General features: G+C 37.1%; 13 protein-coding genes. 4 read left to right on the top strand and 9 right to left on the bottom strand.

Features of this window, described 5'->3' with window-relative positions; genetic code table 11:
• Positions 1 to 109 precede the first annotated feature (109 nt).
• Both C8J95_RS01350 and C8J95_RS01345 read left to right on the top strand, forming a co-directional pair.
• Positions 110 to 916: a M48 family metallopeptidase gene (locus C8J95_RS01350; RefSeq protein WP_107807288.1), complete on the top strand. Its 807-nt coding sequence runs from the start codon at positions 110 to 112 to the stop codon at positions 914 to 916.
• Between the two features lie 62 nt (positions 917 to 978).
• Positions 979 to 1,278, top strand: coding sequence for a hypothetical protein (locus tag C8J95_RS01345; RefSeq protein WP_034871752.1), 300 nt, complete (start codon positions 979 to 981; stop codon positions 1,276 to 1,278).
• Between the two features lie 37 nt (positions 1,279 to 1,315).
• Here the strand turns inward: C8J95_RS01345 and C8J95_RS01340 are convergent, their stop codons facing one another.
• The 9 genes from C8J95_RS01340 to lon form a co-directional block, all read right to left on the bottom strand.
• Positions 1,316 to 1,969: an outer membrane protein gene (locus C8J95_RS01340; RefSeq protein WP_107807287.1), complete on the bottom strand. Its 654-nt coding sequence runs from the start codon at positions 1,967 to 1,969 to the stop codon at positions 1,316 to 1,318.
• 3 nt (positions 1,970 to 1,972) lie between these two features.
• Positions 1,973 to 2,746, bottom strand: coding sequence for an ABC transporter ATP-binding protein (locus C8J95_RS01335; RefSeq protein WP_034871750.1), 774 nt, complete (start codon positions 2,744 to 2,746; stop codon positions 1,973 to 1,975).
• The gene (locus C8J95_RS01330) at positions 2,746 to 3,495 is read right to left on the bottom strand and encodes an ABC transporter permease (RefSeq protein WP_034871749.1); all 750 of its coding nucleotides are present in this window, start codon (positions 3,493 to 3,495) and stop codon (positions 2,746 to 2,748) included. Before C8J95_RS01330 ends, C8J95_RS01335 begins: the two co-directional genes overlap by 1 nt.
• A 94-nt stretch (positions 3,496 to 3,589) precedes the next feature.
• Complete coding sequence (locus tag C8J95_RS01325; RefSeq protein ID WP_034871978.1) at positions 3,590 to 4,219, bottom strand: 7-carboxy-7-deazaguanine synthase QueE; 630 nt, start codon at positions 4,217 to 4,219, stop codon at positions 3,590 to 3,592.
• 5 nt (positions 4,220 to 4,224) lie between these two features.
• The gene (locus C8J95_RS01320) at positions 4,225 to 5,109 is read right to left on the bottom strand and encodes a bifunctional 5,10-methylenetetrahydrofolate dehydrogenase/5,10-methenyltetrahydrofolate cyclohydrolase (RefSeq protein WP_059345714.1); all 885 of its coding nucleotides are present in this window, start codon (positions 5,107 to 5,109) and stop codon (positions 4,225 to 4,227) included.
• Between the two features lie 36 nt (positions 5,110 to 5,145).
• Positions 5,146 to 6,789, bottom strand: a complete 1,644-nt coding sequence (pgi, locus tag C8J95_RS01315; protein WP_107807286.1) for a glucose-6-phosphate isomerase — start codon at positions 6,787 to 6,789, stop codon at positions 5,146 to 5,148.
• 108 nt (positions 6,790 to 6,897) lie between these two features.
• Positions 6,898 to 7,827 carry a DUF4349 domain-containing protein gene (locus C8J95_RS01310; protein WP_107807285.1) on the bottom strand — a complete coding sequence of 310 codons (930 nt, stop codon included), beginning with the start codon at positions 7,825 to 7,827 and terminating at the stop codon, positions 6,898 to 6,900.
• Between the two features lie 228 nt (positions 7,828 to 8,055).
• A complete protein-coding gene (locus C8J95_RS01305) occupies positions 8,056 to 8,424 on the bottom strand; it encodes a DoxX family membrane protein (RefSeq protein WP_034845878.1) in 369 nt (122 codons plus the stop codon).
• A gap of 96 nt (positions 8,425 to 8,520) precedes the next feature.
• Positions 8,521 to 10,920, bottom strand: coding sequence for an endopeptidase La (gene lon, locus C8J95_RS01300; RefSeq protein ID WP_107807284.1), 2,400 nt, complete (start codon positions 10,918 to 10,920; stop codon positions 8,521 to 8,523).
• A gap of 254 nt (positions 10,921 to 11,174) precedes the next feature.
• On the opposite strand from lon, the gene C8J95_RS01295 reads away from it, so the two are divergent.
• Positions 11,175 to 13,328, top strand: a complete 2,154-nt coding sequence (locus C8J95_RS01295) for a peptidylprolyl isomerase (RefSeq protein WP_107807283.1) — start codon at positions 11,175 to 11,177, stop codon at positions 13,326 to 13,328.
• A gap of 115 nt (positions 13,329 to 13,443) precedes the next feature.
• Complete coding sequence (locus tag C8J95_RS01290) at positions 13,444 to 14,391, top strand: MlaD family protein (protein ID WP_059156023.1); 948 nt, start codon at positions 13,444 to 13,446, stop codon at positions 14,389 to 14,391.
• The last annotated feature ends 1 nt before the right edge of the window (position 14,392 follow it).

Here is a 14,392-nt window from a genome sequence, read left to right as displayed (position 1 = left end):
TAAAGGTCTGATTCAGATTTTATTAAATAAAGTTACACAATTCCTGAATTGGTTTTTGTTTTTTGGAATAGAATTTGAATTTTGCGAAATCACGATAAATTTTACTGCTATGAAAATAACAAGCATTATAGGTGCAGCAGCTATTGCCGCAACTTTTACAGGTTGCGTAACCAATCCTATTACAGGAAGGTCGTCAGTGCAATTTGCTGACGCTAATCAAATCAATACGATGGCTTTACAAGAGTACAAGACCACATTGTCTAAATCTAAAGTAGTTGCTGGTGCAGATGCAACACGTGTAAAAACTGTAGGAGCCCGGATTGCAAATGCAGCGAGAAACTATTACAGAAGTATCGGTAGAGAGCAGGATCTGGCAAATTACCAATGGGAATTCAACCTGCTTCAGGACAAACAACTGAACGCATGGTGTATGCCAGGAGGAAAAGTTGCTGTATATACAGGAATATTACCAGTAACTAAAGACGACAACGGTTTAGCTGTTGTAATGGGACACGAAATATCCCATGCATTAGCGGGACACGGGAACGAAAGAATATCTCAGGCTACATTAGCCCAATATGGAGGCCAATTAGTTGGTGCTTCACTTAGCAATGGCCAAATGGCCAGCGTTTTTAATCAGTTATATCCTATGGGAGCTCAGGTAGGGCTTCTTGCTTATGGTAGAAAACAAGAATCTGAGGCAGACCAAATGGGACTTTATCTAATGGCTATGGCGGGATACGATCCGCGTACTGCACCAGCATTCTGGCAAAGAATGCAGGATGCTTCGGGAGGAGGAGCTGGTACTCCGGCATTCTTGTCAACCCACCCGAACCCAGTTAATAGAAAAGCAGCCTTAGAGGCTATGATGCCAAAAGCTTTGGAGTATTACAGAGCCGCAGGAGGCAAATTATAACGATCACTAATTAATCCTCTTCAAAAAACATATATTTGGAGAGGATTACTAAATTACACAACATGAAAAATTTAACATTTGTCGGAATTATATTATTAGCCATTGGAGTAGTATTATTCTACCTTAATAATATGGCTCTGGATCTAAGAGTAGTATATGGTGCTTTATGCGGAATCGGTGTTGGCCTTATCTTCGGAGGAATTGTAGGTTATGTAAGCAAAGGATCCGCTGTAAAGCAGGAAAATAAAATGCGCCAATTTAAGCAACTGCAAAAAGAAAAAGATGAGCTGGAAAAAAAACAGGCTCAGCTAATGCAGGATGCTACACAACAAGAGCAAGAACAACAAAGCCGGAATGTATAACAATCCGGCTTTAATTTTTTATTAAATCTGTTTTAGATTAGAACTGGTACCCAAGACCTACCATAAACAAGCTTGGCCTGTTGTCATAGTTTACACCATTACCTGTAACATTGTTGATGAATTTACGTTGGTCTTTAGAGAAAGAACCTTCATAACGCGCATTTACAATTAATTTAGAGATCTTTACATTCGCTCCAAACTGATAACCTACAGAAAAGTTTTTAGAAGTATCTTCTTTATAACCTTCAAAAGTACTGTTACTGGAAAGATTTGTTGAGAAAACAGGACCTGTAAATACGCTTAATGGGCCAATAACATCAAAGCCAACCATTACCGGAATATCAATTCTGTTGCTTTTTGCAGAAAGCTCAATATTACTTCCATCAGCTTCTATATAAGTTGCTTTACTTTTGAAATTAGTATAGTAGATCTCCGGCATTACGAATAAAGAAACGATTGGTAACTTTATTTTTGCAGAAAGACCTACATTGAAACCTGCAACATCTTTAGGATTATTGAAAGCTCCTTTAGCCGTCGTGCTAATATCACTCCATCTTGAAGATGAGGTGTTGAATAATGCATTGGCTCTTACACCAAGACTAACCTGAGCGTGAGCAAATGCTGCTGCACCTAGCATTACCGGAATGAATAATTTCTTCATTACAGAGGTCGATTGAATCTTTGACTTCATAACTTATAAATTTTGCTTTTTTTCTAATAGTGTCTTTCTTAGCTCTTTAAACAAAGCTGAAGAGTAGACGAAGTTTATTAAATGTTCATTATCAGCTGTCAGAATGTTGTGCATAGAGCCTTCCCATTCTTTCAGTCCGTTTCTCAGATAGACAATCTTTTCACCAATTGTCATCACCGAGTTCATATCGTGGGTATTGATAATAGTTGTTGTTTTGTACTCTTCAGTAATCTCTTTCAACAATTCATCAATTACTATTGAAGTACTTGGATCTAGTCCGGAGTTGGGTTCATCACAGAACAAATACTTCGGATTATTTACAATAGCACGGGCAATAGCAACCCTTTTTTGCATTCCTCCGGAAATTTCCGAAGGATATTTATTGTTAGCATTTTCCAGCTTCACTCTACCTATAACGTCGATAACCCTTTTTTTCTTATCCCTGTACGTTAAATTTGTAAACATGTCCAGTGGAAACATAATGTTTTCTTCCACTGTCATAGAGTCAAAAAGTGCACTTCCCTGGAAAACGGTACCGATTTCCGAACGTAGATTCAGCCTTTCAACTGGAGTCATTTGTACAAAATTTCTTCCGTCAAAATCAATAATTCCAGATGAAGGTTCATAAACACCCAATAAACATTTCAGGAAAACCGTTTTTCCGGATCCACTTTGTCCAATCACAAGATTGATCTTTCCGTCTTCAAAAGAGGTAGAAATGCCCTTTAGTACTTCTACATCACCGAAACTCTTTCTTAAATCTTTTATATCAATCATTAGCTCAGGAATAATTGGGTTAATATTAAGTTAGCTATAATAACAGCTACGATAGTCCATACTACAGCTTGCGTACTGGCACGTCCTACTTCCAGAGATCCGCCTTTAACAAAGAATCCGAAATATGCAGGGATTGTAGCGATAAGGAACGCAAATACAGCTGTTTTGAAGAATGCATACCAAATAAAGTAGGCTGGCATATACATTTGGATACCAGTGATATAGTCGGCCTGTGTCCAGTTTCCGGTTAGTTCCCCGGCCCAGTAGCCTCCTACAATACCAAATACAATACTGATGGCAATAAGCAATGGGTTGAATAAAACACTGGCAATAATCTTTGGTAAAATCAGAAAATTTGGAGAGTTAACTCCCATAATATCCAATGCATCAATCTGCTCTGTTACACGCATGGTTCCTATACTGGAAGCAATATATGATCCTACCTTTCCGGCAAGAATTACACTAATAATAGTTGGTGAAAATTCCAGAATCAAAACTACTTTGGTTGCATATCCGATAAATGAATTCGGGATAGGAAAAGAGGAAGCACTGAAGTTATTATACATCTGTATGGCAACGACGGCCCCCACAAATATAGAGGTGAAAAGTACTAAACCAAAGGAGTTGACTCCAAGGTCGTAAATTTCTCTCATCAGTAGCTTCATGAAAACCTTCATTTTCTGAGGTTTCTGGAAGGTCTTTCCCAGAAGCATAAAATATTCGCCAATTGCGCCAAAAAGTTTTAACATGCTGCGAAATTAATGTTTTTATTTAAATTAAGAATTTTTGCATCTGCCTGCTCCGAATGAACAGTTTGCAAAAATGATCTTTGAAATGTCTTGGTTATGGAATGTTCAGGTACTTATGAGTCTGTACAGAAGCCTGCCATTCCGGGTGTTCTAATATATAATCCGTAATCTTAGGGTACATTTCATCTCTCTTACTCCATTCACTCTGAAGATAGCGTTTACAGTTGTCAGAAACTTTAGCGGACTGCTCTTCCGCAAATTTGAAATCGTTGTTATTGAAAACAATAACCTTTAATTCGCTGGCTTCTTTGTAAATATCTTCTAATGGTAAACCTGTTTTTTTCGGGGACAGTGTAATCCAGTCCAAATGCCCACTCATAGGATAAGCACCAGAAGTCTCAATATGGATGGTACAACCCAATTCTTTTAATTTTGATGTCAGAATTTCAAGATTCCACATCAATGGTTCACCTCCTGTTAAAACAATTGTTTTACAGTATTTTGCTGCGGTTTCTGCAATTTCCTCTGCATTCATTAACGGATGTAAATTCGGATCCCAGCTTTCCTTTACATCGCACCAGTGACAGCCTACATCGCATCCGCCTAAACGAATGAAATATGCAGCTTTTCCTGTATGAGCACCTTCTCCTTGTAAAGTGTAAAAATGCTCCATTACAGGGAGCATTTTACCTTCTTTTAATAAAATATCTTGTTCTTTATTCATTTTCATTAATCATTATACACTGATGTTTTGTAGGCAATCAGGGTATTTTTCATCAGCATAGCTCTGGTCATTGGACCAACACCTCCCGGAACCGGAGTAATCCAGCTTGCTTTTTTCTCACAGCTTTCAAAATCTACGTCTCCTGCCAGGTGATAGCCTTTTTCTGAGTCATCATCTACTCTGGTAATTCCTACATCAATAATTACTGCACCTTCTTTGATCATTTCTCCTTTCAGGAAGTGTGGATCTCCAAGAGCGGTAATTACGATATCAGCCTTTTTTGTGTATTCTTCTATATCTTTAGTATAAGAGTGTGTAAGGGTTACTGTAGAATTTCCAGGGAAGTCTTTACGTCCCATAAGGATACTCATCGGACGTCCTACGATACGGCTTCTTCCGATAATTACACAGTCTTTACCTTTTGTTTCAATATTGTATCTTTCTAATAGTGTCAGAATCCCGAATGGCGTTGCCGGAAGGAATGTATCCATTTCCAATGCCATTTTTCCAAAGTTTTCAGGGTGGAAACCATCTACATCTTTTCTTGGATCAATTGCCATAATGATCTTTTCCTGATCAATCTGCTTAGGCAGAGGTAGCTGAACGATAAAACCATCTACATGTTTTGATTTATTCAGTTCCTCTATTTTCTCCAGAAGTTCAGCTTCAGGAACAGTTGCAGGAAACTTAACTAGTGAAGAGGAGAAGCCTACTTCTTCACAGTCTTTTACTTTACTGTTTACATATGCTTTACTTGCACCATTGTTTCCAACAAGAATTGCAACTAAGTGCGGAGCACGTCTTTTGTTGGAAAGAATTTTCTGAACTTCTTCCTTTATTTCCTGTTTTACTTCTTTGGATACTTTAAGCCCGTCAAGGATTTGTGCCATTTTTCTTTCTTTTTACTTTATTTAGATTTATCCGATTTATTTATGATTTTTGTAGAAATTAATCAGCCCGTTGGTAGAACTGTCATGTGATGTAATTTCTGCAGTATTTTCTAGTTCCGGAAGGATTTTGTTTGCCAAAGCTTTTCCTAATTCTACACCCCATTGGTCGAAGCTGAAAATGTTCCAGATAACGCCCTGAACAAAAATTTTATGCTCGTAAAAAACAATAAGCTGTCCCAGAGTAAATGGTGTTAATTCTTCAAAAATGAAAGAATTGGTAGGTGTATTACCCGTAAATGTCTTGAAATTGGTTAAAAAGGCAATTTCTTCTTCATTTTTTCCAGATGCTTTTAGCTCAGTAATTACTTCTTCCTTTGTTTTACCAAAAGCTAAAGCTTCTGTCTGTGCAAAGAAGTTAGACATTAATTTGTCCTGATGATCACTAAGGTTATTGTTTGCTTTTGCATATGCAATAAAGTCAGCAGGGATAAGCTCAGTTCCCTGGTGAATCAATTGGTAGAAAGCATGCTGGCCGTTTGTTCCCGGCTCTCCCCAGATGATAGGTCCTGTTTCGTAATCTACGAATTCACCATTTCGGTCAACAGATTTACCATTACTTTCCATATCTCCTTGTTGCAGGTATGCTGCAAACCTGTCAAGATACTGGCTGTATGGTAATATCGCATATGAACTTGCATCGAAGAAGTTGCGGTACCAAACACCTAATACCCCCATTAATACAGGAATATTGTTTGCAAATTCTGTATTTCTAAAGTGTTTATCTGTGTCCTGTGCCCCGCGAAGTAATTTTTCGAAGTTGTCGTATCCTACAGCTAGTACAATACTTAATCCGATTGCACTCCAAAGCGAGTATCTTCCGCCAACCCAGTCCCAGAATTCGAAGATATTTTCTTCTGCAATTCCGAAATTCTTTACAGCCTCAACATTTGTAGAAAGTGCTACGAAATGTTTTGCAACATCTTCCTCTTTTCCTGCCTTCAGGAACCATTCTTTTGCAGAAAGAGCATTGGTCATTGTTTCCTGAGTGGTGAATGTTTTGGATGCAATGATAAACAAAGTTGTTTCCGGATTCAGATTTTTGACAACTTCAGCAATATGATTACCATCTACATTAGATACGAAGTGTGTGTTTAATCTTGTTTTATAATGCTTCAGCGCGCTGCAAACCATTACAGGGCCAAGGTCAGAACCTCCGATCCCGATATTTACAACATCTGTGATTTCTTTTCCTGAAAACCCTTTATGCTCTCCTGAAATAATTTTTTCAGAAAAAACTTTCATTTGGTTGAGTACCCTCTGAATATCTTCACCGATATTCTTACCATTTACCACAATCTTCTCTTCTCCAAAATTTCTAAGGGCAGTATGAAGTACAGCTCTGTTTTCAGTCTGGTTAATCAGATCTCCGGTAAACATTTTTTCGATGGCGTCCTTCAGTTGGCACTCTTCTGCCAGCGCTAAAAGAAGCTGAAAAGCTTTTTTATCTACAAGGTTTTTTGAAAAATCAAACAGAAGGCTCTCCTTCTGGATAGAAAACTCCGAAAATCTGCTTTTATCTTCTGTGAAAAGCTGCTTCAGATCGAAATCTGTTTCTGCGAAATGCTCTTTTAGTTGTGCCCAGGCTTTGGTTTCAGTAGGATTGATTGTGTTTAAAGACATTTTCGTAATCGTTTTAAGACGCAAATTTACGCAATCGTATTGAATTTTTTACTTTTTTGAGTATGAATAGATTGTAAAGTAAAAGGACTGCATTTGCAGTCCTTTTACTTAGTCATTTACTGTTGGTTTTGGAGATTTTGGTCGTTTCACGCCTTTAGCGCGAACAAACCATATAATTCCTGCTACAATAAGAGCAAATGGCCATAAATTTAGCAGAAGGATAAAAAATTGTTGAATAAGATAAAATCCGTTGATGATAGATAATTTAGCCTCATAAAAGAAGTTGGTTTTATACTTTGCATCTATCGATTTGGTATTTGTTACAGCTATTTCTGCAACTCTGGTGTTGGGCTCCTTTATACTCAGATTTACAGTACTGTAAGCAATATTATCTTTAAGATTATAAGAATCTATAATATTCTGATTGTGATCCCTTTCATTGTTGTCCCCTTGTTCCACAGATGTGGTTGTAGGCTTAAGCTTTTCGATATTGCCTTCTTTTTTCTTCATTCTTTGCTGTTCCAGCTGGGCCATTTTGATATTCGCTGTTACATCTTCGGCATTGATGATTCTGGAATTTAAAAACAAATTTTGGGTATTAATCTGCTGCAGGAAATCTGCCAGTTGCATGGTGGGTACTTTTACAACCATATCATTCTGCATATTTGATTTTTTTACCATAACAGCTTTGTCATCAGACTGGTTATAAGTTTCCTCTGATAGCAAATTGTTTTTGAGTTCACTGTTGATGACATAACCTCCTATTTGTTTCAGCTGATTTTCTATTTTAATAGTTGCGTCATAGACGTCTTTAACCTCCATGTTTACTGTTGCTGTTTTTACAAACTCTTTACCTTTTACCTGTGTAGAGGCTGCAGAAGAGATACTGTCTCCGGTAGATGTAGGGGCTTCTGCTGTTACTGCTTTTGCGGATTCATAATTTGCATCAGACATAGAAGCAGATTCCTGTTTTTTGCAAGAAAAAACACTAAGAATAAGTACAGATGCAAGGGCTAGATTTAATGTGTTATTTTTCATAATTAGAATTTTTGATCGTTAGCTATTCCAAAGATCTAAAAGTTCTGATCTGGCCACTTGAAAATTGAGCGCAAAATTCTTGTAAATGAATTTTGGTTTTTAATGAATTGATAATTAGTTCTTTGTAAAAAAAATATTTCTCTTTGATGAGGGTTAGGCTATTAGATAAGTATAAAAAAACCGCCCAAAAAATTGGACGGCTAATTAAATATTTAGTGATTAGTGTATTTAGCTGATCAGATTTTTGTATTTGCTGCTGTTGTCTATAAGCATCCAAAGATTGATTAATGCTAAAGGAGCCGCAATAGGTAAGCCAGTAGTGTCTTTCAGGTTGTGCAGAACAATACCTACCATAACAGGAAGGATAATAATAGCTCCCAAAGCTCTTGTTTTAGGGAAGATAACCAATAGTCCGCCGGTAATTTCAACAACGGCTACCAAAGGAAGAAGCCAGCCAATTTCCATAATAGCTCCAAATATTTTTTTCTGCTCTTCGGTTAACTGTGGGGTTGGCATGAAATGGAAAAACTTATCTAGCCCAGCCTGAATAAACATTAGCCCAAACAATAGGAAAATGATGAATTTTACAATTTTCATAATTTTATAATTTAATAGTTTAGACCAAAGTTATAAAAAATAAACTTCACAAAATATGTGAAGTTTATAATTATATTGGTTTTATGTTGTGAATGACTAAAGTGCTATTTCTACTACTTCTTTCATTTTATTTACATAATGAATGTTTAGATTTTTAAGATATTCTTTCTTTATTTCTTCAACATCTTTACGGTTGGCCTCGCACAAAATGACATCTTTGATACCAGCACGTGTTGCAGCTAATAATTTTTCTTTAATTCCACCTACAGGAAGAACTTTCCCACGAAGTGTAATCTCTCCGGTCATCGCCAGATTAGATTTTACTTTTTTATTGGTAAAACTGGAAACCATAGAAGTCAGCATTGCAATACCTGCAGAAGGTCCGTCTTTTGGGGTAGCACCTTCAGGTACGTGAATGTGGATGTTTTTATCTGTTAGCTGTTCTTCAGTCATACCCAGTTCTTCATACTTAGCTTTGATGTATTCTAAGGCGATAGTAGCTGACTCTTTCATAACATTACCTAGGTTACCGGTCATTGTTATGGTTGTGCCTTTACCTTTAGATAATATGCTTTCAATAAACAGAATGTCACCACCTACGCTTGTCCATGCAAGTCCGGTAACAACTCCTGGTACATTTGTTGTTTCAGAAAGGCTTTTAGGGCGAGGTACTCCAAGGATTTCATCAATCTTTTCTACAGTAATTTTTGAATCATATTCCTGCTCCATTGCTTTTTGTAAAGCAACCCAGCGAACAACAGAAGCAATATTTTTTTCCAGCCTTCTTACACCGCTTTCTGAAGTATGAGCCTCAATGATATGGGCAATTTCCTTATTTCCTAATTTTATAGCGTCGGATGTTAATCCGTTTTCTTTTAGCTGCTTACTGATAAGGTGTCTTTTGGCAATTTCGGTTTTTTCTTCCAGTGTATATCCAGAGATATCAATAATTTCCATTCTGTCTAACAACGGACGCTGTACAGCACCAAGGTTATTGGCTGTAGCAATAAACATTGCTTTGGACAGATCATATCCATATTCTAAGAAGTTGTCGTAGAAAGAATTGTTCTGTTCCGGATCTAAAACTTCCAAAAGTGCTGAAGACGGATCACCGTGTACACCAGTACCAATTTTATCAATCTCATCTAAAACAATGACAGGGTTAGATGTTCCTGCTTTTTTTATTGCCTGAAGGATTCTTCCGGCCATAGCACCAATATATGTTTTGCGGTGGCCTCGGATTTCGCTTTCATCATGAAGTCCTCCTAAAGAGATACGGATATACTTTCTTCCCAAAGCATCAGCAATAGACTTTCCTAAAGAAGTTTTACCAACTCCCGGAGGGCCTGCAAGACATAAAATAGGAGATTTCATGTCGTTTTTCAGCTTTAGAACAGCCATGTGTTCCAGTATTCTTTTCTTGATATCCTCCAGTCCAAAATGAGCTTTGTCCAGAACTTTTTGTGCTTTCTTCAGATCAAAAATATCTTTAGAATAGGTTGCCCATGGCAAATCTGTAAAGAAATCCAGATAATTACGCTGAACGTTGTAATCTGGTGAATTAGGGTTTTGTCTTAACAGTCTGCCTAATTCTTTCTGAAAATGCTGTTCAACATCCTCATTCCAGCTTTTCTTTTGTGCTTTCTCGCGAAGTTCGTCGGCATCACCTTCTGGTCCGCCTCCTAATTCTTCCTGAATAGTTCGGATCTGTTGGTTAAGGAAATATTCTCGTTGTTGTTTATCCAGATCGCGACTGGTTTTTTGGTGTATCTGATTTTTTAATTCTATTTTCTGGAAATCTTCAGATAATAACTCGTAGCATTTGGCTGCGCGCTGATAAAGATCTTTAATTTCTAATAGCTGCTGCTTTGTCTCGGTTGGGAAACTTGCGTTAGAGCATATAAAGTTGAGCAAATCTGCTTCTCCGGTAATATTTTTTACAGCAAAGTTGGCTGCATTTGGTATATTAGGGTCGATTTCGATAATGCGCAGTGAGATATCCTTGATGTTATCTATTAAAGCAGCAAATTCCTGCTTGTCCTTTTTAACTTCTGTATCCTTTAATCTGGTAATTTCGGTGGTAAAGTAAGGTTCCTCAGTCAACATCTTTTTTACTTTACAACGGTCTACACCTTTAATGATGGCTGTGATGTTTCCTTCAGGAAGGTTAATAATCTTCAGGATCTTACCAAGGGTTCCGATCGTATTCAGAGAAGATAGTGTAGGTTCTTCTTCTGACGCATTTTTCTGGCTTACTACTGCGATAAGTTTGCCTTGTTTGTGTGCTTCCTGCAGTAGTTTAATTGATTTTTCTCTTCCTGCTGTAATAGGCATAATTACTTTAGGGAAAAGAACGATGTTGCGAACTGCAAGTAATGGGAAGATTTTTTGGTTTTTCTCAGTTTCTTTGTCTATACTGTCTTTTATTTCCTCTTCAATAATGTTGAAACCTTCTTCTAAAAAATCTTCGATTTCTAATATTTCTTTGTCGCTCATACTATGTCAGTTTGTCATAAAAAAATAAACTCCGTTTCAGCTTCGTATATAAACAACTGAATTTTCGGGAGTAGCTAAGATGGCACAATAGATATGCCATTGTGAAATAATTTTTTTTTTAGGACAAAATTTCTGCTTTCAAAATTATTGAGGTATACTAAAAAAAATTCTTTATTCCATTAAAAATGTTTATTTTCGCACCTTGATATTCAATAAAAGTTTACAAATAATTTTAAAACGAAAATACATTATTAATGGCAGTTTTAAGTGAAATTAGAAAGAGGCCTTGGATCCTGATAGGTTTTTTAGCCATCGCGCTTTTGGCTTTCCTGGTTAATCCAGATAGCTTGGACAAAGTATTTGGTAAAGACCCTAATATTTTAGGAAAAGTAAACGGAGAAAAAATCACCCGTGAAGAACTGGATGATCAGATTTTTCTTTTACAACAACAGTCTCAGGGACAGCCTAGAGAGGCTTTAGAAGAGCAGGCATGGCAAATGATTATTCAGTCTAAACTAATCAAACAACAGTTTGAAAAAATGGGGCTGAAATTAACTGACGAAATGTTCTGGAATCAAATTCAGTACGATCCGATGTTTGCTCAGAATCCTCAATTGGTAGACGAAAAAGGGAACTTTAAAGTTCAGGAACTTAAAAAAGAAATTGAGGCTATGAAAGCCCAGAACCCGGAGCAGTATGCTAACTGGCTTAAAATGAGAAAAGGTATTGAATACCGTATCATGGCAAGACAGTTCTTTGCAAACGTTACTGCCGGAGTTACTGCCAACAATAAAGAAGCGGCTGAAATCTTGAAAGAAAGAGATCAGCTAGCAAATATTGATTATGTGAAAGTAGATTATGCTGCATTTGCACGTGTCAATAATGTAAAAGTTACAACTCAGGATCTTGCAGACTATATTAAAAAACATCCATTGATGTTCAAAGCAGATCCAAGCAGAAATATTGGGATAGTATTGTTCCCGGCTAAACCAAGTGCTCAGGATGAGGCTGCTACTCAGACAGAAATTAACAAACTGAATACTCAGGGTGCTGATATGGGTGCAGGCGTTGAAAGCTTCCAGAATACAAAGAACGATTCAATGTTCGTTACTGTTAATTCTGACGTACCTTTCAATTCTCAGTTCTTAGCATTGGCTCAGCAGCCAGAAGAAATCAGAAGCTTCTTAGGTGGTGCAGCTGTAGGACAGTCATTCGGACCATACAAAGTACAAGACCGTTACTATGTTGTTTCTAAATTAGTTGGAAAACAGCCTAGCGATTCTGTAAAATCAAGACATATTCTTATTGCTTTCAAAGGAAGCCCGGCTGATCAGGCAGGAAAAGAGAAAAGAACAAAAGAGCAGGCTAAAAAACTTGCAGATAGTATTGGAGTTGTTGTAAAAGCTAACCCTGCTAAATTTACCGAGTTCCTTAAGTTTTCAGCTGATCCGGGATCTGCTGCACAAGGAGGTGAATTGGGATGGACTACGCCAGAAACGCCATTTGTTCCTGAATTTAAAGCGTACTTAGCTGCAAATCCAAAAGGAGCTACAGGAGTTGTTGAAACGCAATTTGGTTATCATATCATCAACATCGAAGATAAGAAACCAGGAGCTATGGGCTACAAAGTGGCTAATCTTGTAAAAGAGATCAAAGCTTCTGATAAAACAAATAGTACCGTATATACTGAAGCAAATAAATTTATTCAGGAAGTACAAGGTAAGAGCTTCAATGACTTTAGCAACATTGCAAAGAAAAAGAACTATACTTTTGCTAACCCAAAAATGGCAAAACGTTTCCAGGGACAAATCCAGGGAATCAATACAGATAAAGATGCAGATGTATTAGCATGGGCATTTGATAAGAAAACAAAAGCAGGAGATACTAATATCTTTACTACAAGTAATGGTGATTATGTAGTAGCTTACCTGAATGGAAAACAAGATGCAGGTCTTGCTGATCCTGAATCTGTACGTTCAGAAATTGAACCAATTGTAAAGAACCAACTTTTAGCTAAAAAGATTATCGAAAAGATGGATGCTCAAAAGCCTTCTTCATTGGATCAGGTTGCAAAACTTTTCGGAGTTGCTAAAGAAAGCGGACAGATTAATATCCTAAACCCTGCATTAGGCGGTGGTATGGAACCTAAAGTTGCAGGTGCTGCATTCGGCGCAAAAGCTAATCAGCTCTCTAAGCCAGTTGAAGGTGTTGCCGGAGTATATGTAGTGGTTAAAAAGTCTGTTGCTGAAAACAAACAAGGCGGAGATGCGAAGTCAATTGCTCAGGCATTGATGCAGCAAGGATCACAGATGTACGGACAGGCTTTATTAAAGAGCCTTCAGGACAAATCTGATATCAAAGATTACAGAATAGAGATTTATAATAAGGCAGCTGCAGGTCAGCACTAAAAATAAAGATATTCTAACAACATAAAAAGCAACCGATAACGGTTGCTTTTTCTATTTATTGAATAATTTTTCATACTTTAAAAAACCTTATATTTGCTCATTAAAATATATATTCGTGAAAATTTCCAAAGAAGTTAAAGCAGGACTTATAGCAATTTTGGCCATCGTTGGTTTTGTTATTCTTTTTCAGTTTATGAAAGGGAAGAGTTTATTCTCAACAGATGATAACTACTATGTAAAATACGACAACGTAGAAGGCCTCGCAAAATCAAGCCCTGTGTCCATCAATGGATTGAAGGTAGGTCAGGTTACAGAGATTAAGCCGATGACCCAGAGTAATGGTCATATTTATTTTGTGGTGAAAATTAGTGTTAATAATGATTTTGTGTTTTCAAAAAATTCAAATGTTGAAATTTTTGAGCCAGGACTAATGTCCGGTAAAGAAATCAGAGTTAATCTTGCATATAATCAACCATACGCTAAAAATGGTGATACTCTGAAGGGAGCTTTCAAACAGTCGATGATGAATAGCCTTTCGTCTCAGGTAGGGCCGGTAAAAGATAAACTAACATCTGTATTATCCCGTCTTGATTCTGCTGTGGCAAGTACCAACAAAATTATGGATGATGAAAACAGAAGAGAGATTAAGCTTCTTTTGAGAAATCTTAATGGTACGGTTGAGTCATTCAAAATAACATCACAACAGACCAACAAGCTTTTGGCTGGTAGTGAAGGTAGACTGAACAATGTGCTGGATAATGCTAATAAAACAATGATTACAGCTAACAGTACTGTAGATAAATATGGTAAGGTCGCTGAAAGCATTAATACAAAACAGCTGAATGATGCGGTTGCTAAATTAAGCGAAACATCTGATCAGCTAAATAAGGTTATTGCAGGGATAGAATCTGGAAAAGGATCTTTAGGTAAACTGACCAAAGACGAGGACCTGTATAACAACCTTAATAAGTCTGCCGCTTCGCTTAATGCATTGATGGAAGACCTTAAAGCAAACCCGAAACGTTATATTAATATTTCGGTATTTGGTAAATCTGCTAAATAAT

It is taken from the genome of Elizabethkingia sp. YR214, from assembly GCF_003058195.1.
Classification (GTDB): Bacteria; Bacteroidota; Bacteroidia; order Flavobacteriales; family Weeksellaceae; genus Elizabethkingia.
Note: the sequence above shows the minus strand (reverse complement) of the source record. Positions and strands in the feature narration are given on the sequence as shown.